Source organism: Lentzea sp. NPDC051838 (assembly GCF_040681245.1).
In the GTDB taxonomy this organism is placed as follows: domain Bacteria; phylum Actinomycetota; class Actinomycetes; order Mycobacteriales; family Pseudonocardiaceae; genus Lentzea.
The window spans coordinates 1-21,965 of the sequence record NZ_JBFAYI010000023.1 but is presented as its reverse complement, the minus strand read 5'-3'; the positions used below and the strand labels follow the sequence as shown (position 1 = coordinate 21,965).

The following is a 21,965-nucleotide window of genomic DNA, read 5'->3' as shown; positions in this document are numbered from 1 at the left end:
CAACCGCTTAGTATGGAGGTAGTCGTGCAGCGGACGCTGTTCAACGAGGATCACGCCGCGTTCCGGGAGTCGGCGAAGGCGTTCGTCGAGCGCACGATCACGCCGAACGTCGAGAAGTTCATCGAGCAGCGCGTGATCGACAGGGACGTGTGGCTGGAGGCCGGCCGCCAGGGTCTGCTCGGCCTCGAGATTCCCGAGGAGTACGGCGGCTCGGGCGCGAACGACTACCGGTTCAACACCGTGTTCGCCGAGGAGCTGTGCCGGGTCAACGCCGCGGTGGCGTCCTCTTTGGGCATCCACGGCGACGTCGTGGCGCCCTACCTCGTCGACCTGTGCACCGAGGAGCAGAAGCAGCGCTGGCTGCCCGGCATGTGCACCGGCGAGATCAAGACCGGCATCGCGATGACCGAGCCCTCCGGTGGCTCCGACCTCGCCGCGCTGAAGACCAACGCCGTGCGGGACGGGTCCGACTGGATCCTCAACGGCTCCAAGACGTTCATCACCAACGGCTACACCGCCGACATGATCGTCGTCGCGGCGCGCACCGACCCCTCGAAGGGCGCGCGCGGCATCACGCTGTTCGCCGTCGAGACCGGCATGCCCGGCTTCGAGCGCGGCCGCAAGCTCGACAAGGTCGGCCAGCACCCGTCCGACACCGCGGAGCTGTTCTTCTCCGACGTGCGCCTCTCGCAGGAGCACGTGATCGGCGAGGAGGGCCAGGGCTTCATCTACATGATGGAACGCCTGCCGCAGGAGCGGATCGGCGGCGCCATCTCGAACCTGGCGCACGCGCAGGGTGTTTTCGACGAGACGCTGGAGTACGTCAAGGAGCGCAAGGCTTTCGGCCAGGCGATCGGCAAGTTCCAGCACAACAAGTTCCAGCTGGCAGAACTGCGCACGAAGCTCGACGTCACGCAGGCGTTCGTCGACACGCTGACGATGCAGCACGTGCGCGGCGAGCTCACCTCGGTCGAGGCGGCGCAGGCGAAGTACTGGAGCGCCGACGTCGAGAACGAGGTCATCGACGCCTGTGTGCAGCTGCACGGCGGCTACGGCTACATGACCGAGTACCGCGTCGCTCGCGCGTGGATGGACGCCCGCGTCACGAAGATCTGGGCGGGCTCCAACGAGATCATGAAGGAACTCATCGGCCGCGAACTGGGCCTGTAAGGGGTGTCTTGTGGCTGAAGCAGTCATCGTCTCCACCGCGCGTTCGCCCATCGGCCGTGCGCGCAAGGGTTCTCTGGTTTCACTGCGGCCGGACGACCTGGCCGCGCAGGTGATTTCGGCGGCGCTGGGCGACATTCCGGCCTCGGAGATCACCGACCTGCACCTCGGGTGTGCCGAGCCGCAGGACGAGCACGGGCAGAACATCGCGCGCCGCGTCGCCGTGCAGCTCGGGCACGACAACCTGCCCGGCACGACCGTGAACCGGTTCTGCGCCTCTTCGGTGCAGACCGCGCGGATGGCCTTCCACGCGATCAAGGCGGGGGAGGGGCACGGGTTCATCTCGGCCGGTGTCGAGTGCGTTTCTCGTTACATGCACTCGGGTGTGCCGTCGTTCAACCCGTTGTTCGACGAGGCGCAGCAGCGGACTCAGGCCACGGCCGCGTCGAACGTGGCGTGGACCGACCCGCGGCTCGAAGGCAAGCTGCCCGACTACTACATCGCGATGGGGCAGACGGCGGAGAACGTCGCCACGCAGATGGGGATCTCGCGGCACGACCAGGACGAGTTCGGCGTGCGGTCGCAGAACCTCGCGGAGAAGGCGATCGCGGACGGGTTCTTCGCCCGCGAGATCACGCCGGTTGTTCTTCCCGACGGCACCGTGGTCTCCACGGACGACGGCCCGCGTGCCGGTGTCACGTACGAGGCTGTTTCTTCGTTGAAGCCGTCGTTCCGGCCAGAGGGCACGATCACCGCGGGCAACTGCTGCCCGTTGAACGACGGCGCTGCCGCTGTCGTGATCATGAGCTCCACGCGGGCCAAGGAGCTCGGGCTGACCCCGTTGGCGCGCATCGTGTCCACGGGCGTGTCCGGGCTGTCGCCGGAGATCATGGGCCTCGGGCCGGTCGACGCCACCAAGCAGGCGTTGAGCCACGCCGGTCTGTCCATTTCGGACATCGACCTGGTGGAGATCAACGAGGCGTTCGCCGTGCAGGTGCTCGGGTCGCAGCGGGCGCTCGGCATTGACATCGACAAGCTGAACGTGCACGGTGGCGCGATCGCGCTGGGCCACCCGTTCGGCTCGACCGGCGCGCGGATCATGACGACGCTGATCAACGGCATGCAGGCGCGCGACGCGCAGTTCGGTCTTGAGACGATGTGCGTCGGTGGCGGTCAGGGCATGGCGATCATCCTGGAAAGGCTTTCGTAGTGGGCATCCTGGACAAGTTCCGCCTCGACGGAAAGGTCGCGATCGTCACGGGCGCGTCCTCGGGTCTGGGCGTCGCGTTCGCCAAGGGTCTCGCCGAGGCCGGTGCGGACGTCGTGCTGGCGGCTCGTCGTGCGGACAAGCTGAAGGACACGGCCGCGCTCGTCGAGTCGGTCGGTCGTCGCGCTCTCGTTGTGCAGGCGGACGTTTCGCAGCCGGACGACTGCCGCGAGGTGGCTCGTGCGGCCGCAGAGTTCGGCACGGTCGCGGTGCTGGTGAACAACGCCGGTGTCGCGTCGGCCGTGCCGGCGTCGCGGGAGACGCCGGAGGAGTTCCTCGGCGTCATGGACGTGAACCTCAACGGCGCGTACTGGATGGCTCAGGCCGCCGCTTCCGTGATGAAGTCCGGTGGCTCGATCATCAACATCTCCAGCGTTCTGGGGCTGGTGACCGGTGGCATCCCGCAGGCGGCCTATTCGGCGTCCAAGGCTGGTCTGCTCGGTCTGACGCGGGATCTGGCGCAGCAGTGGACCGGGCGCAAGGGCATCCGGGTCAACGCGATCTGCCCCGGTTTCTTCGCCTCGGAGATGACCGACCAGTACCCGCCCGGCTACCTGGAGAAGATGCAGGCCGCACTTCCGGCCGGTCGCATCGGCGACCCGGAGGAGCTGGCGGCGGCCGTCGTCTTCCTGGCTTCTCCCGCCGGTGGCTACGTCACGGGCGAGACGCTCGTCGTCGACGGTGGCGCTGTCATCGTCTAATCGTTGGACACGTCAGGGACGATCAGCACGTGATATCGCTTGACCACGTGCTGGTCGTCGACGTGGAGTCGACGTGTTGGGAAGGATCGCCGCCTCCCGGTCAGGTCTCGGAGATCATCGAGATCGGGATCTGCCCGCTCGAGGTCTCCTCTGGCGTGCGAGGCGAACGACGGAGTGTTCTGGTGCGTCCGTCCCGGTCGCGGGTCAGTGCGTTCTGCACGCGGCTGACGACGCTGACGCAGGAACAGGTCGACGAAGGCATCTCCTTCGCTGAGGCGTGTTCGTTGCTGCGCAAGGAGTTCCGGTCGGATCGCCGGGTGTGGGCGTCCTATGGCGACTACGACCGCAAGATGTTCGAACGGCAGTGCAAGGCCTTGGGCGTCGGGTATCCGTTCGGGCCGCGGCACGTCAACGTGAAGACGCTCTTCGCACTCACCAACGCGTTGCCGCGTGAGGTCGGGATGGCCGAAGCGGTGCGCATCGCCGGTCAGAAGCTCGACGGCACTCATCACCGCGGGCACGACGACGCGCACAACATCGCAGGGCTGCTGGCGACTCTGCTGGGCCGGTAACAGTTGCTCACTCCCGGTACGCGGTTGCTCATCGTCCGTTAGCCCGAACAGACCCTTGTGGACTCGTAAAGCACAGGTGAAGCTTCAACTGCTCATTTGTGGAGTCCTGGGGGGCCAATCCGATGCTGCGTCTAGTTTGCGCTGCCGTCACAACGATCGCGCTCGTGTCCGGAGCTGTTTCCGCTGTGCCTGCCGCGGTGGCGAGCCCGGACAAGTCGCCGGAGGCCCTGGCGCGGGAGACCGGTCAGAAGGTCGAGCTCCCGGATTCCGGCACCGAGCGGACGAAGATCTTCGTCAACCCCGACGGCACGCGGACCCTGGAGTCCAGAGCCGAACCCGTGCGAGTGCGAAGAGACACGGGCTGGGTGCCGATCGACACGGGCTTGCGCGAGAGGGCTGATGGCGCGGTCGAGCCGGCGGCGACCACCACCGGACTGGTGTTCTCCGGCGGTGGTGACGACCAGCTCGTCAAGCTGAGCAAGGACGGCAAGGACATCGCGCTCACGTGGCCGGGCACCCTGCCGGAACCGCGCCTCGACGGCGACAGCGCGACCTACCCCGAGGTGTACCCCGGCGTCGACCTCGTGCTGCACGCCAAGACCGACGGCTTCACCCAGGTGCTCGTGGTGAAGAACCGCGACGCCGCCAAGAACTCCGCGCTGGAGCGCATCAAGCTCGGCGCGCGCACCACCGGACTGACCCTGCGCGAGGACCAGGCCAGCGGCAACCCGGAGGCGACCGACAACGCGGGCAAAGAGGTCTTCGCCGGCGCCACGCCCATGATGTGGGACTCCGCGGGCGGTTCGACCACGAGCGGTCCGGGAGACAAGGCCGGCCGCAAGGCGATGGACACCGTCGTCACCGACGGCTCCGTCGAGGTGGTGCCCGACCAGAAGCTGCTGACCTCGCCCGACACGGTCTACCCGGTCTACATCGACCCGCCGCTCAACGCCGGCCGCTACGGCGGCACGGAACTGTGGAAGCACGCGCCCGAGGACGAGAACTGGAACAACTGGTTCCAGGGTGTGGCGCGGGCCGGCTACGAGACCCAGACCGGTGTGACCGTGCGCTCGGCGTGGAGCTTCGACATCTCGGCGCTCGCCGGGAAACAGGTCCTCACCGCGTGGTTCCAGGCCACCCAGAGGTACGCGTGGAACTGCACCAAGAGCCAGATCGACCTGTGGCGCACCAGCGTCATCGACGGGGGCACCAACTGGAACAACGTGTGGTGGAGGCAGAAGCAGAGCGGCACCGACGAGAAGGGCGTGAACTGCAGCAACCAGCACAACGGGTTCGACTTCAAAGCCCTGACCGGCGTCAGCGCGGCGGTCGCTGACGGCGACGGGACGATCGGGCTGGGGCTGTGGGCCACCAACGAGAGCAACGTCGACGGCTGGCGCAAGTTCGACCCCAACCCCCAGCTGAACATCACCTACAACACGCGGCCGAACCCGCCCGCGTTCCTCACCGTGGCCGGCGCCAGCTGTGCACGCCTGCCGGGCAAGCCGCTCTACATCCGTGAGCCGAACCCGGAGGTCGCCGCGAGGGTGTCCGATCCGGACGGTGCCGAGAACCCGAAGTTGTTCGCCCGCTTCGAGATGGGCGACCTCAAGGTCCAGGTGAACGACCACCCGAACGGGGAGATCGCCCGCGCCAGGTTCGGCGAGAAGGCGTTCGTGGACGGACAGACCTACACCTGGAAGGCCTTCGCCGGCGATGGTGGGCTGGAGTCGAGCGCGTCGGCCAACTGCACCTTCACCTACGACTCGACACCGCCGAACAAACCTCCGCTGGTCTCCTCGGCGGACTTCCCGACCGGTGACCAGTTCCACGGACACGCCGGTACCCACGGCAGCTTCACCTTCAACGCCAACGGTGTCGAGGACGTCGCCGGATTCCGGTACGGCTACGACAACCCGCCGGTGAACTCGGTCGCCGCCACCAACGGCAGCGCCACCGTGAACATCACCGCGAAACACCTGGGCCGCAACGTGATCTACGTCCAGAGCGTGGACCGCGCCGGCAACGTCTCCGTGGGCCAGCCGGTGGCGTACAAATTCCAGACCGACCAGCAGAGCCTGCCGACCGGGCGCTGGCTGCTCGACGGCGACGGCACCGACACCGCGGACGTGCCGCACGACCTGACCCCGTCCTCGTCGGGCGTCAGCTGGACGCCGGGCCGCGACGGTCAGGCTGTTCAGCTGGACGGCACGAACGGCGGCCTCTCGACCGCGCAACCGGTGGTGCGCACCGACAAGAGCTTCAGCGTCGCGGCATGGGTGAAGCTCGACCGCAAGGGCGACTGGTTCGTCGCCGTCAGCCAGGACGGGGCTCGCAACAGCGGATTCCTGTTGCAGTACTCGCATTCGCTCGACCGCTGGGTGTTCAACCTGCCCGGCGAGAACGGCGGTGAGAGCGCGGTCGCCTCGAAGGCCGCGCCGGAGACCGGTGTCTGGACGCGGCTGATCGGCGTGTACGACGCCGCGTCCGGTGACGCGAAGCTGTACGTCAGCGGCGTGTTCCAGGGTGCGGTCAAGCGCACCGCGGCGTGGTCGGCGACCGGCGGTCTGCAGGTCGGCAGGGGCAAGCTCGACGGCAACCCGTGGGGTCGTTTCCCCGGCGGGGTGGACGACGTCGTGGTGTACGACCGCACGTTGGTCGCGGAGGACATCTCGGAGCTGTCGAACCGGCCCGCGGTGATGGAGGCGCACTGGTCGTTCGACAACCCGGCCGGCCCGGTCACCGTGCCGCCACCGACGCTGTACGGCGGCGCGACCTGGACGACCGGTCATGCCGGTGGAGACCACAGCGCCCTCTCCTTCGACGGCAACGGCGGTCACGCCCGATCCGACCGGCGGCTGGACACCACGCGGAGCTTCACCGTGTCGACCTGGGTGAACCTGCGCGCCAAGGGCGACGAGTCGGCACCTGTGCTGAGCCAGGACGGCACCGCCGGCATCAGCGGGATGCTCCTGCAGTGGAACAAGTCGTGGGACCGCTGGATGTTCAGCACCTACAGCCCCAACGGATCCCAGGGATTCCACATCAGGTCGAAGGACGCGCCCGCGGTGAACACCTGGACGCACCTGGTCGGCGTGTACGACGACGTCGCGAAGCAGCTTCGGTTGTACGTCAACGGGGCTCTGCAAGGCTCGGTGCCGGTGACGACCACCTGGGCCACGCCCGGCACGTTCAACATGGGCCGCGGCAAGCCGGTCGGCCTCACGAGATACCTCTCGGGCGCGATCGAGGGCACTGTGATCGACGCGCAGGCGGCGAACGACGCCGGCGCCAAGGAGTTGTACGAGGGCCATCCCGGCGACGGGGCGTTGTGGCGACTCGAGCCTGCCGCGCGCAGTGCCGCTGACGACACCGATCGCAGGCACACCGCGGCACTCATCGGCGGCTCGTCGCTGTCGGGTGGTTCGTTGACGCTCAACGGCACCGACGGGTACGCGGCGACGGCAGGTCCGGTGGTGCGCACCGACCAGAGCTTCAGCGTGGTGGTCAGGGCCAAGCTGAGCCAGACCGGCGGACGGTTCCCGGTGATCAGCCAGATCGGTGACCGCACCAGCGGCTTCTCCGTGGAGTACGACGAGTCGGTCAAGACCTGGCGGCTCAGGATGACCGACGCCGACAAGGACGGCCCGAACGAGAGGTTCATCAAGGCCAACAGGGATGCCGTGAAGGACGAGGAGGTGCACCTGGCGGCGGTCTACGACGCGGCGGCGGGTGAGCTGCGCCTCTACGTGGACGGACATCCTCAAGGCGATGCCGCCTTCCACGTGTCCGAATGGCATGCCAGGGGACCGGTGCAGATCGGCCAGGGCCGGTTCAACGGCCAGCTGATGCAGTACTTCAACGGCACCGTCAACGACGCCCGGCTGTACCAGGGCGTGCTGACGCCCAACGAGATCCGCTTGCTCGCCGACGCCTGATCACGAGACCTGGGGACTTGTCATGAGGTATCTGCGCAGATCGACGCTGCTCGCGTGCGTCGCCGCACTCGGCGCCTCCGCGGTGGTGCCGTCGTCCGTCAGCCAGCTCGCCCGACTGGTGCTGGACCCGCCCGCCGCGCACAACGTGGCGGTGGGCGGTGTTCCGGTGAAGCCGATCGAGCAGGGCGAGGCCGCGCGGCTCGCGCTGCGCGGTTCGTCCACTGTGGACTGGCCTGGTGCCGGATCCGCCGATGTCGACGTGACTGCAGGCAAGGACGCGCGGGCCGGGAACCTGCCGATCTGGGTGGGGAAGCGGGACGGCCAGGTCCGGGTCGAGCTGCTCGACCGCGCTGCCACGGAGAAAGCCGGTGTGCACGGGGTCGCCTTCCGTGTGTCCGGCGACGGCGGTCCGCTCTCGGTCGGCCTGGACTACAGCGGGTTCCGGCGGGCGTTCGGCGGTGACTGGGCGACGCGGTTGCAGCTGGTGCGGGTGTCGGACGGAACCGTTGTGCCGTCGCGCAACGACAGCACCGCCGGGAAGTTGACGGCGGACGTCGAGCTGCCGGGCAGCTCGGACTCGACGGTCGCGCAGGGCGCCGCGCCGGGTGGTGTGCTGTTCGCGCTGGTCGCGGCCGCGGCGTCCGGTGATGGTCAGGGCGACTACTCGGCGACGCCGCTGGCGCCGTCGGCGTCCTGGCAGGTGTCGCAGCAGACCGGCGACTTCAACTGGACGTACCCGCTGAAGGTGCCCGCGGTGCCGGGCGGACTGCAGCCGCAGTTCGCGCTGAGCTACTCGTCCTCGCGGATCGACGGGCACACGGCGTCCACGAACAACCAGCCGTCGTGGATCGGCGAGGGCTGGGACATGTCGTCCGGTCACGTCGAGCGGCGGTTCACCTCGTGCGCCGAGAACACCGAGGTCATCGCGGACAAGACGGCCGACAAGTGCTGGTTCGACGAGAACGCCTCGATCGTGCTGGGCGGCCAGTCGTCGCAGATCGTCAAGGACAAAGACTCGGGTGCTTTGCGGCTGAAGAACGACGACGGCTCGAAGATCGAGCGTCGGACCGGTGCCGCGAACGGCGATGTCGACGGCGAGTACTGGGTTGTTACGAAGACCGACGGCACCCAGTACCACTTCGGCCGCAACAAGCTGGACGGCTGGGCGCAGGGCAACCCGGAGACGAACTCCGCGTGGACCGTGCCGGTGTTCGAGCGCCGGGCCGGTCAGCCGTGCAACAAGCCCGCTTTCAAGGACTCCTGGTGCGACCGGGTGTGGAAGTGGAACCTCGACTACGTCGTGGACAAGTACGGCAACTCGATGACGTACTACTACGACGCCGAGGTGAACTTCTACGGCCGGCACCGCAACGACGCCGCTGCGCGCTACATCCGCGGTGGCACGCTGAACCGCGTCGAGTACGGCACGCGCAAGGGGCACGAGTACGAGGGTGCTCCGGCGAAGATCTCGTTCGAGACGGCCGAGCGCTGTGTGTCCGGCAGCGCCTGCGGTACCGCCGACTACCCGGACGTGCCGTTCGACCAGAAGTGCGACGGCGGCACGTGTCCTGACCGGATCTCGGCGTCGTTCTGGTCGACCAAGAAGCTGTCGAAGGTCGTCACCAGGGCGAAGAAGACCGACGGCGGCTGGCAGGAGGTCGACTCGTGGTCGCTGGGCCACGACTTCCCGTCCACTGAGGACTCTTCTTCCCCCGCGTTGTGGCTGAAGGGGATCACGCACGCGGGTCACGCCGGCGGCAACACGATCCCGTTGCCCGAGGTGACCTTCGACGGCAAGCGCCTGGCCAACCGCGTCGGCGGTGCCGCGGGCTACGGCGGGTACCTGCCGCTGTACAAGTTCCGGCTGACGGACGTGTACTCGGAGTCGGGCGGCCGGATCAACCTGGACTACCACGACGGCGACTGCGAGCGGAACTCGCGGCTGCCCGACAAGAACGCGTTGGATGAGAACAGGTTGCGGTGCTACCCGGTCACCTGGGCGCCGCCGAACCGCCCGGAGGCCGTGGACTGGTTCCACAAGTACGTCGTCCGCGCGGTGTCCGAGACCGACCGCACGGGTGGAGCTCCCGACCAGAAGACCAACTACGACTACATCGGCGACCCCGCCTGGCACTACACCGACGACGAGATCACGCCGGAGCGGTTGCGCACGTGGTCGGAGTGGCGTGGCTACGCGCGAGTCAAGGTCACGAAGGCGGGTACGCGGACCGAGCGGTTGTTCTACCGCGGCATGAACGGCGACCGGAAGCAGTCTGACGGCACCGCGAAGTCCGTCAAGCTGAAGGACTCGGAGAACCCGGAGTTCGACGACATCCCCGCGGCCCAGGGCTTCCAGCGCGAGGAGATCGTGCTCGGCCCCGACGACACTGCGCTGATCAAGACGATCACCAAGCCGGTGCCGCTGGGTCCGTTCGCGCGCAAGGGTTCGCTCGAGGCCTGGATGCTGAGGTCCGGCGAGACCCGGACGTTCACGAAGCTCTCGTCCGGTACCACGCGCACGACCACGTCCACGCCGAAGTACCACGACCAATACGGCGTGGTGCTGGAGGTCGACGACCGCGGTGACGACACCACGGCGGACGACGACCTGTGCGTGAAGAGCACTTACGGGAACCGTGACGACCTGTGGCTGCGCAACCTGCTCGTCTCGACCGAGACGTGGGGCAAGGACTGCACCGGCACGGCAACCGTCGAGCAGGTGCTGAAGAAGAACCGCACGTACTACGACGGCAGCCCTGATCTGGGCGTGATTCCCGGTCTGGGCAACGCGACGAAGTCCGAACAAGCCGCGTACGTCGAGAACGGCGCACACGTCTTCCGTCAGACTTCTCGTGCCGCCTTCGACGACTACGGCCGCGTCACCGAGTCCTACGACGCGCTCGACCGCAAGTCGACGACGTCGTACACGCACACGCACGGCCTGCTCACCGGGCAGACCATGACCAACGCCAAGAACTACAGCGCGTCCGTGAAGCTGGATCCCGTTCTGGGTCAGCCGATCGAGAAGACCGACGTCAACAACGGCGTCACGCGACTGGAGTACGACGCGCTCGGTCGCCTGTTCAAGGTGTACGAACCGGGTCGCGTGCCCGGGACGCACTCGCCGACCGCGCAGTTCGAGTACCTGGTGCGCAAGGACAAGGTCACCGCGGTGTCGACGACGACCCTCGGTTCGACGGGCAACAAGGTCACGGCGTGGGCCATCTACGACGGCCTGCTCCGTCCGCGCCAGACCCAGGCCGAGGCGCCGTACACCGGTCGTCAGCTGACCGACACGTTCTACAACGACCGCGGTCTGGTCGAGCGAACCGCGTCGCTCTACTACAACAAGGACTCTCTACCGTCCTCCGAGCTGGTGGTGCCGCCCAACGGCAACGAGGTGGCGCTGCCGTCCCAGACGGTGACCTCGTACGACGTTCTCGGTCGTGCGGTGAGCCAGAAGTTCATCGGTCTCGGCCAGGACAAGTGGACCTCCACCACCGTCTACGGCGGCGACCGGATCATGACCACGCCACCGCCGGGCGGCACGGCCACGACGGTGCTCTCCGACGCGCGCGGCCGCACCACCGAGCTGCGGCAGCACAAGCAGCCCACCCCGACCGGCGACTACGACGCGACTCGCTACGGCTACTCGCGTTCCGGTGAGCTCGAAACCGTCACCGACCCGGCGGGCAACGTCTGGCGCAACACCTACGACCTGCGCGGCCGCAAGACCGGTTCCGACGACCCGGACCGTGGCCACACCACCAGTGCGTACGACGACGCCGGGCAGCTCACGTCCACAACGGACTCGCGCGGCAAGACCGTGCGCTTCGAGTACGACGTGCTGGGCCGCAAGACCGGCTCGTTCGAGGGTTCCGCTCAGCTCGCGGGGTGGACCTACGACACGGTCGCGAAGGGCCTGCCGACCGCGTCGATCCGTTACGCGGGCGGCCAGGAGTACCGCTCCGAGGTGACCGCCTACGACGTGGCCGGTCGCGCGACAGCGTCGAAGGTCGTCATTCCGGGCGTGGAAGGCGCTCTGGCGGGCACCTACGAAACTCGGACCAAGTACGGCCAGGACGGCAGCGTCTCGACCGTCGACCTGCCGAAAGCCGGCGACCTGCCGGCGGAGAAGCTGCAGTACCTGTACACGAAGACCGGCCAGGCGGACTACCTGGGCGGTACGACGCCGTACGTGGAGAAGGCCACGTACAACGAGTACTCGCAGCTTTCCCAGCTCCACCTCGACACGGGCATCCAGAACAAGACCAAGTGGGTGCAGCTCAACTACACCTACGAGGCCGACACCCGCCGACTGTCCACTGCGGACATCCTGCGCCGGGCGTCGACCAACACCGTGCCGAGCAAGGCCCAGTACAACTACGACGCGGTCGGCAACGTCAAGTCCGTGATCGAGGCACCCACCTCGTTCAAGACCGACGCCGACGGCAACGTGGTGACGTTGCCCAACAACGATCCCAGCTCCGTCGACTACCAGTGCTTCCAGTACGACCACGTCCGTCAGCTCACGGAAGCCTGGGCCGGCACGTCGAAGTGCGCTGCTGCGCCCTCGCAAGCTGTTGTGGGTGGCCCGGCCGGCTACTGGCAGTCGTTCCGCTACGACAAGGCGGGCAACCGGACCAAGGAGATCGACCACGCGGCTGCTGGTGACACGACGTCGGATTATGTCTATCCGCAGTCGGGTGGTCACCTGCTTCGTTCGGTCACGAGCACCGGGCCGTCGGGGCAGCAGCTGTCGGAGTTCGACTACGACAGCACCGGCAACATGACCCGGCGCATGGTCTCCGGCACCACCCACACGATGGACTGGAACGCCGAAGGCCAGATGGTGTCCGACAAGGCGACCGGTCAGGACACGTCGTACATCTACGACGCTGATGGAAACCGTTTGCTGCGCAAGGCTCCCGGTGCCACGACCCTGTACCTGGGCATGCAGGAGATGCTGCTGGTCTCCGGATCCACGGCTCCTCGGGGTACGCGGTACTACGCTCTTGGTGGCCAGACCGTGGCCGTCCGGACCGCCGCTGGAATCTCGTGGCAGTTCAGCGACCACCAGGGCACGCAACAGGTTTCGCTCGCGGTGTCGACTTTGGCCGTGACGCAACGCCGTCAGACCCCGTTCGGCGAATCGCGTGGTGCCGCACCGGCTTCGTGGCCCGACGACAAGGGTTTCGTGGGTGGTGTTCAGGAGGCGTCCGGTCTGACCCGCCTGGGAGCGCGTGACTACGACTCCGCCACGGGCAGGTTCATCTCGGCGGACCCGGTGATGGTGCTGGACGATCCGCAGCAGATCAACGGCTACGCGTACGCCAACTCCAGCCCACTGACCTACTCCGACCCGACCGGTCTGAAGCGGGAGGACGACCACCCGATCTGCGTCGGCATCTACGGCGACTGCGGCATCGACAGCACGACCCGCGAAGGCTCGTCGATCTACGGCGAGTACACGCCGGAGCAACTGTCCGGCATGGGCGTGCTGCGGTCGCCGCAGCAGCGCCAGCTCGAGGCGGCAGGGATTCCGGACGCGAACTACCGCAGGGCTCAGGAGCTCGAGAAGCAGTCCTGGGTGGACGTCGCGCTGCAGGCCGGTGGCGAGATCCTCAAGGAGCTTCTCGGCATCAACGACATGCAGAAGTGCTTCGGCGAGGGCGACTTCGGGGCCTGCGCTCAGATGGTGCTCGGCGTGATTCCGTGGGGGAAGATCCTCAAGGCCGGCAAGATCGTCAAGGCTTTGGACAACGCCTTCACCGCGGTCAAGTCGTTCCTGAAGCAGCAGGAGTGGGCCAAGGGACTACTGGCCAAGGCTCGTGACGTGTTGGGCGGCTGCAACAAGAAGAACAGCTTCACGCCTGACACCCAAGTGGTGATGGCGGATGGGAAGCGGAAACCGATCGCCGCGATTCGGGTCGGTGACAAGGTGCTCGCCACAGATCCGGAGACAGGAGAGTCCAAGACCAAGACCGTCGCCAATCTGATCATCGGCGCGGGCAAGAAGAACCTCGTCGAGATCACGGTGGACACCGACGGGAAGACCGGTTCGGCCACCGGCAAGGTGACCGCGACCGATGGGCACCCGTTCTGGTTGCCGGACAAGGGTGTGTGGGTCAAAGCCACCGAGCTGCGAGAGGGTGCGTGGCTGCGGACTTCGGCCGGCACGTGGGTGCAGGTCGCGGCGGTTCGGAAGTGGACGGCTTACGAGCGGGTCTACAACCTGACTGTCGCCGACATCCACACCTACTTCGTGGTGGCGGGTACGCAGCCGGTCCTCAGCCACAACTGCGGCGATCTCTACCGCTCCGACACGCGAGATCCGGACGAGATCTTCGAGAAGGGGTTCGAGCCTCTGGGCGACAACATGAACCTCGAGGAGCACGTGGCGGGAGTCTCCGGCAAGTACACGGATCCGTCCGGATACGTGGCGACGACGACTTCCAAGTCGCACGCGATGAGCCGTGGGAACAACGTGTACGTCATCCGCAACGTCAAGGGTGTCGACGTGAACAAGACACTGCCGGATGGCCGTCACAAGTATGAGCACGAGATAGCCGTCCCCGGCGCGATCGACCGGAGTTGCATCGTGGGATGTTATGTAGGAGGCAAGGACTGGGTGCCGAACCCGCACTTCAAGGGGTGACGTTGGAGGAATCGTTCACGCTGGTGGCCCTCAACGAACGGGGAGTTGCGCGCTCGATCGAGATCGAGCTGCGCGACCCCCCGGCCGTGGCCATGGTCATGGCGGTCGACGGAGGTCCGAGCCTGGAGTTTCAGGCTGAAGACCTCTTCGTCTGCCTCATGAACGCCAGGCTCAGGCTGGAGGAAGATGGTTTTCTGCTTTGCTGTCAGGGTGCGCGGCCGGACGTCTTTCCTTCCGGTCTGCTACAGCAGGAGACCGGTGGAAGGTACGCCTACGTCCTGACAGACGAGGCTGATGAGGCCGGCAGACCCACCGTCGACATCTTCGCGCCTGCCGACATCTCCGAGGTGGCGACGGTTGCTGATCAGCGAGCAGCGGTGATGAGGTTCTACGGGTTGCCGGATCGCGCAAGCGAACAGCCATGAAGCGCGCTCATTCATTTGTTCATCGAGGGTGAGGTGTCCTGCTTGCGCGCAAGCAGGACACCTCACCCGGTACCTCGACGTCCACGAGTGGATGGGTCGGCACCTCAGAAAGTGATCACATCGGCCGTGCTCGGGTTCGCTTTGCCTGCCTGCATCCCCGCTGGCACTTGCGTGCCAAACAGCGTCTTGGTGGGGACGAGAAGATCAGCTTGGCGCGGATGACGAGCTCGACGGCGTGATGCGGTCATCGTCTGGCCCGCTTGGCTTTGACGTAGCGCTGGGCGAGTTGTCCGGCGTCGGTGTTGAGCACGTCGGCGAACACCTCACGCACGCGCTCGGCGAGTTCCGGCACGGCGAGGCTGTCGTGGAGCAGGGTCGCCGCGTCCGTTCCGGCTGGCGCGCGGCCCCACTGCTTCCAGTCCAGCAGGCCGAAGTCCGGGCCCATCAGGTGTGCCCAGCGCAGGTCGCCGTGCGCTGTCTCCCATTGGTGGACTTTGTGGACTGCCGCGTCGCCGAAGTGGTGCTGGATTCGGCCGGTCACCTCGGCCTGGGCCGTGTTGACGCGGTCGGTTGGTGTGGCGGCGATGGTGTCCATGGTTTTGCGCAGGTTCAGCCACCAGTCGTCCGTCAGGTGCAGGGCGTCGGTTGGGGTGCAGGGTGTGCCTGGCAGCAGGGTCATCAGTTCGGCGCGCTGGTGTTGCCAGTTCGTCCACTCGTAGACGTCGAGGACGTACGGCTTGGGGAGGCCGGCTAACGCGTTGGCGGCTTGGTTTCCCGTCCAGATGTCGTCACCGGACCAGTGTTGGTCCTCGGACACGACGCGGAGCCACAGCGCTCCTTCGGTGGGCGCGCTGATCGAGCGGTCCATCCAGCCGTGGCGGGGTGGGCCGGTGACGGTGAGCCCGAAGTGGGTGGCGGCGTGGGTGAGGTTGTCGTGCATCCACTGCCGGAACCGGATGCCGATCTGGACTAGCTTCTCGTGCACGAATCCATTGGAACGCTTGGAAAACCTCCAAGTAAGACCCTGTGCGCGTGATGGTCGGTCAGGCCTTCAGAGGTTCACCTGATCGGTGGATTCCAGTCCACGCCTACCGTGCAGACTCGGGTTGTGTCCCGCCAGACGGTGATGGCGAACGTGCCCGCGGTTGCTGACACTCGCGCGAGGTACTCGGTGGCGCAGGCGATCGTGTAGCGGGACCTCCAGTCGTCGCCTTTCCTTATGTACCAACCATGATCTTCCACCGTCTCGACGTAGGCGAGGGTCATGCGGCCGTTCCTGCTGCGGCGGTGGTACTGGATGCTGTGGACGTACTCCATGGCTTGGACGGTCCTCATCAGACATCGCCCGCGTGATTCACGGATGTCAGATCTGGCCCGTAACGTTTGGGCTATGTCCGACCCGACCTTTCGGCAGGTACGCCTAGGTGAGGCGTTGAAGAGGCTGCGTGAACGGGCGGGGTTCAGCCAGCGGGACGCGGCGGACCGGCTCCGCTACAACTACCAGAAGCTGAGCCGCATCGAGAACGGTCAGCTGCCGGAGTACCACGGCCTGAGGGCGATGCTCGACCTCTACAACGTGCTCGTCACGGAAGAGGCGCCGTACATCGACATGTGGGAACGCGCCAGCGAGAAGGGCTGGTGGCACCCCTACCGACTGGACGATCACGGCTTCATCAGCCTGGAGCACGACGCGATCCGGGTGAGCGCGTTCGCCCTCGGCTACCTCCCTGGCCTGTTGCAGATCGAGAGCTACATACGCGCCGCGTTCGCGGGATCGCAGCTGCAGCGGTCGCGGAAGTGGATCGACAACCACGTCGCGGTGCGGACGCGGCGTCGCCAGCGACTGGTCGGCGACGACCCGCTCGAATACCGCGCGATCATCGCCGAAGCAGCCTTCCGTCACGCGGACCGGGAGCAGTTGCTGCACATAAACGAAGTAGCGCGGCTGCTCAACGTGACGGTGCAGGTGCTGCCGGACATCGCTGGACTGAACGACGGTCAGCTCGGGTCGTTCACCGTGCTGGACTTCGCCTACCCAGGTGAGATGTCGGTGCTTTACGTCGAGCACCCTGCTGGCGCCACGTACATCGAGGAAGCGGCGAAGGTGAAGCCCACTAAGCTGGTCTTCAAGCATCTCTCGAAGCTGGCGCTGACCCCCGACGAGTCGGCCGAGTGGATCGGGAGGCTGGCCGCCGGGAGGTAGGGATCAAGGTGTCTGTTGTGTGGCGCAAGAGCAGCAGGAGCGGCACTGGCGAGAACAGCGACTGCGTCGAGATCGCCCTGGACGGCCCTGCCGCGCGGATCCGTGACTCGAAGGGCCTGGCGGACGCCACGGTTGCGGCGCCCGCCTGGGCTGCGTTCCTCGACACCGTCAAGGGCGACCTGTTCAGAAGGTGATGACGTCGGCCGTGTCCGGGTTGGTTTTGCCCGCGAGCACGGCCTGCCACACCTCTACGAGCTCGTCCGGGCCGTTGTGGTGCGCGATGGCGACCCAGTTGCCGGCTTGGGCGGTGAAGGCGCTCCAGGCTGTGCCGAAGCGCTCTGCGAAGCCCTCGGGGCCCCAGTCGGTCGTGCGCTTGCGGAGCTGGTCCGGGGCGAAGAAGAACTGCGAGCGCGGGTCCGCCGACGCCTTCTGCTGGGTGAGGCCGATCGAGATGTCCTTGACCAGCGACGAGCCGAGGCGGTCGTGCAGTCCCGAGCGCACGTCCGCGGAGCCGCTGAAGTCGAGGTAGACGGAAGGCTCGACGTCCACCGAAGCGTCGTAGGGGAGCACCGCGTCGTAGAGGCCGAGGCCGGAAGTGAACTCGACGTTGCGCGGTGAGGTCAGGCCGACCACGCGGACGCCCTGGGAGCGAAGACACTGGGCGGTGCCGAAGGCGGTCTTGCTGGAGGCCGAGGAGATCACGACCGTGCGGGCGCCGTAGAAGTCGTTGTCCGTCAACTGATCGGCGAGCAGGAACGACGTCATGAACAGCGGCCGGTAGAGGACCTGGAGGTCTTCCGACGACGGGTCGGTGGCGGTCAGGTAGCTGTTGTAGACGGCAGGAAGCTCCACCCGGTGGTCGACGGTGTCGACGAAGCCGGACGAGGTCAGCCGGGCGCGGACGACGAGGTGGCTCGACATCGGCAGGTAGCCGTAGACGCGGGTGCCGGCGGGGACGGCGTCCAAAGTGGAGTCGACGACGTCGGCGAAGCCCCACAACGGGATGACGCCCTTGCCGGGAGCGTTGGCAGGGAAGAAGTTCCAGTAGCCGATGCGGTCGCCGACCACGCCGTAGGTGACGTTGTTGGCGGTGAGGCCGACGTGGCTGACGCGCAGCAGGATCTCGCAGTCACCCAACTCGGGCGAGAGTTCGTCGTGCAGGACTTCGGTTTTGGTGAGGTCGTCGCGGTCTACGACGACGGTCCAGCGACTGATCATTGCCAGGATTCTCCTTGGTCGGGAGGTACGCTCCGGTCGTGACCGTGCCTGAAAGACTGATCGACGCCGCCACCCGCCTGTTCGCGGACAAGGGGTACGAACGCGTCGCCGTGCAGGAGATCGTGGAGCGCGCCGGTGTCACCAAAGGCGCTATGTACCACTACTTCGGGTCGAAGGACGACCTTCTGCACGAGATCTACGGGCGGTTGCTGCGGATGCAGACCGAACGGCTGGAGAAGATCGCGGAAGGCGACGGGGAGATCACGCAACGGCTGCGCGAGGCGGCGATCGACGTGATCGTCACGAGCGTCGAGAACTTCGACGCCGCCAAGGTGTTCTTCCGGTCGATCGATCATCTCTCCGCCGAGAAGCAGAAGGAAGTGCGGGCGGAACGGCGGCGCTACCACGAGAAGTTCCGCGGGCTGGTCGAGGAGGGGCAGCGGGACGGGACGTTCCGGGCCGACGTGCCGGCTGATCTGGCCACGCACTACTTCTTCGGCTCGCTGCACCACCTGGGTACGTGGTACCGCCCGGACGGGGAGATCCCGGCCGGGCGGCTGGCAGAGCACTACGCGGATCTGCTGATCCACAGCATCAAGGAACGATGACGGAAACGATCTCGGCGACGCACGCGGGCTTGTCGTTGCCCTCGATCTCGATCACGACCTTGGTCACGAGCTGCTTGCCCAGCGCGATGTCCGAGATGTCCAGCAGCTCGACGCCCGCGCGAACCCTTGCGCCGACGAGCACCGGCTGCGGGAAACGGACCTTGTTGCTGCCGTAGTTCACGCCCATCTTGATGTTGCGCACGGTGTAGATGTCGCGCACCAGATAAGGCACCAAAGACAACGTCAGGTAGCCGTGCGCGACAGGGCCGCCGAACGGGCCTTTGGCAGCCTTCTCGACGTCGATGTGGATCCACTGGTGGTCCAGCGTCGCGTCGGCGAACAGGTTGACCTGCTCCTGCGTGACCTCGTGCCACTCGCCGAAACCGAGGTGCTCGCCCTTCGCGGCGACGAGCTCGTCAACACCTTCGAATACGCGCATCCGCTCAGTCCTTCGGTCCGCCGGCGACGTAGATGACCTGGCCGGACACGAACCCGGCACCCTCGCTGACGAGGAACGACGCGGTGTGCGCGATGTCCTCGGGCTGGCCGACGCGCGCGACCGGGATCGTGGCCGCCGCACCGTTGATCAGGTCGTCGAACGAGATCTTCATGCGCTCGGCGGTCGCCTTGGTCATCTCGGTGGCGATGAAGCCGGGCGCGATCGCGTTGACCGTGACGCCGAACTTGCCGAGCTCGATCGCGAGGGTCTTCGTGAAGCCCTGCAGACCGGCCTTGGCGGCGGAGTAGTTGGCCTGGCCGCGGTTGCCGAGAGCGGAGGTCGACGACAGGTTGACGACGCGGCCGAAGCCTTCCTTCGTCTGGAACGCCTGGACGGCCTTGCTCATCAGGAACGCGCCGCGCAGGTGCACGTTCATGACGGTGTCCCAGTCGGACGCCGTCATCTTGAACAGCAGGTTGTCGCGCAGCACGCCGGCGTTGTTGATCAGCACGGTCGGGGCGCCCAGCTGCTCGGCGACCTTCGCGACGGCGGCGTTGACCTGCTCCTCGTCGGACACGTCGACCTTCAGGCCGATGGCGCGCCCACCGCCCGCGACGATCTTGTCGGCGCCGTCGAGCACACCCTGCTCGTCGAGGTCGAGCAACGCGACGGCCAGGCCGTCCGCGGCGAGACGCTGCGCGACCGCGGCACCGATGCCACGAGCCGCGCCGGTGACGATCGCAACCCTGTCGGCCACGGGTCCTCCTTCGTTGGGGGATGGTGAGCTAAGCAAGCGCTTAGTAACGTACCTATCAGTCCGCTTGACGTCCAGCGCTGTGCGGACGACCATACCGACTGGTCGGAATGTGGCAATACGAGGAGGCAGGTGCCCGTGGAACTCACCGGCAAGGTCGCACTCATCACGGGTGGGTCGAACGGCATCGGCGCCGCGTCCGCCCGGCGTCTGGCAGAACGCGGTGCCCGCATCGTGGTCGCCGACGTCGACGTCGAGCAGGGCAAGCTCGTCGCGGACGAGGTCGGTGGCGTGTTCGTGCGCTGCGACGTGACGCGTCCCGAGGACTCCGCCGAGGCCGTCGCGACCGCCGTGCGTGAATACGGTGGACTGGATATCGCATTCCTCAACGCGGGCATCGGCACCGGCTGCTCACTGGGCGACGACTTCGACGTCGAGACCTACCGCCGCGCGATGGCCATCAACCTCGACGGCGTTGCATACGGTATGCATTACGCACTGCCTCAGGTGCGCGAACGCGGTGGTCAGATCATCGCGACGGCCTCGATGGCGGGCCTCATGCCCATGCCGGGGGATCCTGTATACGGTGCGAACAAGGCCGCCGTCGTCGCGCTCGTACGCGCTCTCGGTGGCGCCGAGCCGGGCGTCCGCGTGAACGCGCTGTGCCCCGCGTTCGCCGACACCAACATCATCACGCCGCTGCGGGCGACGCTGGACGAGATCGGCATGCCGATCCTGCCGGTGTCTGCTGTGGTGGACACGTTCATGTCCATCGTGGAGGGCTCGGGAACCGGCGAGGCCTGGTTCGTGCAGTCCGGCAGGGAGTCGGAGCCGTTCGGGTTCCGCAACCCGCCTGGGCCGCGTGCCGCCGACGGTTCGCGCGTCGACGCCGCCAAGAAGGACCCCATTTCCATCGCGCTCAAGGAGAGCTGACGTGCGTGCAATCCAGATCACCGAGTTCGGTGGGCCCGAGGTGCTGCAGCAGGTCGACCTGCCGGACCCGGTGCCGGCCGAGGGCGAGGTGCTGATCAACGTCAGCCGGGCCGGCCTCAACTACGCCGACACGCACCAGGCGGAGAACTCGTACCTGGCCAAGATGACGCTGCCGCTGGTGCCCGGCGGCGAGGTCGTCGGCACGACCGAGGACGGACGCCGGGTCGTCGCGCTGACCAAGAACTCCGGCGGGTACGCGGAAAAGGCCGTCGCGCCGGCACTCACGACCTTCGACGTGCCGGACGGGGTCGACGACCTCACGGCGCTGTCGTTGATCGTGCAGGGCGCCACCGCGTGGCTGCTGCTGCGGAAGTCGACTCACCAGGAGCCCGGTGAGTCGGTCGTCGTGCACGCGGCCGCCGGTGGCGTCGGCACGATTGCCGTGCAGCTGGCCAAGTTGTGGGGCGCCGGTCGCGTGATCGCCACCGCGTCGTCCGACGACAAGCGCAAGTTGGCGCTGGACCTGGGCGCGGACGTCGCGATCGACTCGCGCGCCGAGGACATGACGGCCGCGTTGATCGAGGCCAACAACGGCAGGCGTGTCGACGTCGTGCTGGACATGACGGGAGGGGCTACCACTGACCAGTCGCTGGTGGCGCTGGCTCCGTTCGGACGCCTGGCGTTTTATGGCATGGCCTCGCGCGAAAGGCCGAAGCCGGTCGATCTTGGATCGCTGCTCGTGCACTCCACGACCGTTGCGGGTATGTGGCTGCCTCACGCTCTGAGGGTGCGCGACGCGGAGCACGGCACGCTGGCCCACCGCGCGATGGCCGAGCTGTTCGAGCTCGTCGTCGACGGCAAGTTGAAGGCCGTTCCCGGTGGCGAGTACGGCATGGGCGAGATCCGGCAGGCGCACGAGGACCTGCGCTCCCGCAAGACTGCGGGAAAGTTGGTTCTCGACCCGTCGCGCTGACTAGAACCAATAAACCTGCGATTTAAGATCGACTTCTTTCGACGTTTGCCGTCGCTTCTCCATACCTGCTGTGAGCTGCGCAGATCCACACTCGAATGACGTTGAGTTC

17 protein-coding genes are annotated in these 21,965 nt (G+C 66.8%); 12 read left to right on the top strand and 5 right to left on the bottom strand.

Translation table 11 applies throughout. From position 1 onward, the window contains the following. Positions 1-24: 24 nt before the first annotated feature. The 7 genes from AB0M24_RS34630 (at position 25) to AB0M24_RS34600 (ending at position 14,728) form a co-directional block, all read left to right on the top strand. Positions 25-1,170, top strand: coding sequence for an acyl-CoA dehydrogenase family protein (locus AB0M24_RS34630; protein ID WP_363777682.1), 1,146 nt, complete (start codon positions 25-27; stop codon positions 1,168-1,170). 10 nt (positions 1,171-1,180) lie between these two features. Next, positions 1,181-2,377: an acetyl-CoA C-acetyltransferase gene (locus AB0M24_RS34625; protein WP_363777680.1), complete on the top strand. Its 1,197-nt coding sequence runs from the start codon at positions 1,181-1,183 to the stop codon at positions 2,375-2,377. After that, the gene (locus AB0M24_RS34620; RefSeq protein ID WP_363777678.1) at positions 2,377-3,135 is read left to right on the top strand and encodes a glucose 1-dehydrogenase; all 759 of its coding nucleotides are present in this window, start codon (positions 2,377-2,379) and stop codon (positions 3,133-3,135) included. The genes AB0M24_RS34625 and AB0M24_RS34620 overlap by 1 nt, the downstream gene beginning before the upstream one ends. Positions 3,136-3,164: 29 nt before the next feature. Continuing rightward, the gene (locus AB0M24_RS34615; protein WP_363777676.1) at positions 3,165-3,707 is read left to right on the top strand and encodes a 3'-5' exonuclease; all 543 of its coding nucleotides are present in this window, start codon (positions 3,165-3,167) and stop codon (positions 3,705-3,707) included. Between the two features lie 164 nt (positions 3,708-3,871). After that, entirely contained in the window at positions 3,872-7,645 is a 3,774-nt protein-coding gene (locus AB0M24_RS34610; RefSeq protein ID WP_363777674.1) for a LamG domain-containing protein, read from the top strand. Between the two features lie 22 nt (positions 7,646-7,667). Next, positions 7,668-14,303 carry a polymorphic toxin-type HINT domain-containing protein gene (locus AB0M24_RS34605; protein ID WP_363777672.1) on the top strand — a complete coding sequence of 2,212 codons (6,636 nt, stop codon included), beginning with the start codon at positions 7,668-7,670 and terminating at the stop codon, positions 14,301-14,303. A 2-nt stretch (positions 14,304-14,305) separates the two neighbouring features. Then, positions 14,306-14,728, top strand: coding sequence for a hypothetical protein (locus AB0M24_RS34600; RefSeq protein ID WP_363777670.1), 423 nt, complete (start codon positions 14,306-14,308; stop codon positions 14,726-14,728). A 244-nt stretch (positions 14,729-14,972) separates the two neighbouring features. On the opposite strand, the gene AB0M24_RS34595 is transcribed toward AB0M24_RS34600, so the two are convergent. Further along, positions 14,973-15,713 carry an aminoglycoside phosphotransferase gene (locus AB0M24_RS34595; protein ID WP_363777668.1) on the bottom strand — a complete coding sequence of 247 codons (741 nt, stop codon included), beginning with the start codon at positions 15,711-15,713 and terminating at the stop codon, positions 14,973-14,975. Between the two features lie 74 nt (positions 15,714-15,787). Next, positions 15,788-16,063 carry a hypothetical protein gene (locus AB0M24_RS34590; RefSeq protein WP_363777796.1) on the bottom strand — a complete coding sequence of 92 codons (276 nt, stop codon included), beginning with the start codon at positions 16,061-16,063 and terminating at the stop codon, positions 15,788-15,790. Between AB0M24_RS34590 and AB0M24_RS34585 the strand changes: the two genes are divergently transcribed. Further along, complete coding sequence (locus AB0M24_RS34585) at positions 15,993-16,931, top strand: helix-turn-helix transcriptional regulator (protein ID WP_363777666.1); 939 nt, start codon at positions 15,993-15,995, stop codon at positions 16,929-16,931. The two genes, AB0M24_RS34590 and AB0M24_RS34585, sit on opposite strands and share 71 nt — an antisense overlap. Before the next feature lie 17 nt (positions 16,932-16,948). Beyond that, positions 16,949-17,125: a DUF397 domain-containing protein gene (locus AB0M24_RS34580; protein ID WP_363777664.1), complete on the top strand. Its 177-nt coding sequence runs from the start codon at positions 16,949-16,951 to the stop codon at positions 17,123-17,125. On the opposite strand, the gene AB0M24_RS34575 is transcribed toward AB0M24_RS34580, so the two are convergent. Beyond that, positions 17,115-18,149: a DUF2855 family protein gene (locus tag AB0M24_RS34575; protein ID WP_363777662.1), complete on the bottom strand. Its 1,035-nt coding sequence runs from the start codon at positions 18,147-18,149 to the stop codon at positions 17,115-17,117. The genes AB0M24_RS34580 and AB0M24_RS34575 overlap by 11 nt on opposite strands. Positions 18,150-18,187: 38 nt before the next feature. Here AB0M24_RS34575 and AB0M24_RS34570 point away from each other — a divergent pair, with 38 nt between their 5' ends. Next, the gene (locus tag AB0M24_RS34570) at positions 18,188-18,757 is read left to right on the top strand and encodes a TetR/AcrR family transcriptional regulator (protein WP_363777660.1); all 570 of its coding nucleotides are present in this window, start codon (positions 18,188-18,190) and stop codon (positions 18,755-18,757) included. On the opposite strand, the gene AB0M24_RS34565 is transcribed toward AB0M24_RS34570, so the two are convergent. Together AB0M24_RS34565 and AB0M24_RS34560 are read right to left on the bottom strand one after the other, a co-directional pair. After that, the gene (locus AB0M24_RS34565; RefSeq protein WP_363777658.1) at positions 18,744-19,196 is read right to left on the bottom strand and encodes a MaoC family dehydratase; all 453 of its coding nucleotides are present in this window, start codon (positions 19,194-19,196) and stop codon (positions 18,744-18,746) included. The two genes, AB0M24_RS34570 and AB0M24_RS34565, sit on opposite strands and share 14 nt — an antisense overlap. A 4-nt stretch (positions 19,197-19,200) precedes the next feature. Then, positions 19,201-19,953 carry an SDR family oxidoreductase gene (locus tag AB0M24_RS34560; RefSeq protein ID WP_363777656.1) on the bottom strand — a complete coding sequence of 251 codons (753 nt, stop codon included), beginning with the start codon at positions 19,951-19,953 and terminating at the stop codon, positions 19,201-19,203. A 129-nt stretch (positions 19,954-20,082) separates the two neighbouring features. Here AB0M24_RS34560 and AB0M24_RS34555 point away from each other — a divergent pair, with 129 nt between their 5' ends. Both AB0M24_RS34555 and AB0M24_RS34550 read left to right on the top strand, forming a co-directional pair. Next, entirely contained in the window at positions 20,083-20,883 is an 801-nt protein-coding gene (locus AB0M24_RS34555) for an SDR family NAD(P)-dependent oxidoreductase (RefSeq protein WP_363777655.1), read from the top strand. Between the two features lies 1 nt (position 20,884). Further along, entirely contained in the window at positions 20,885-21,856 is a 972-nt protein-coding gene (locus AB0M24_RS34550) for an NADPH:quinone oxidoreductase family protein (protein WP_363777653.1), read from the top strand. Positions 21,857-21,965: the final 109 nt, after the last annotated feature.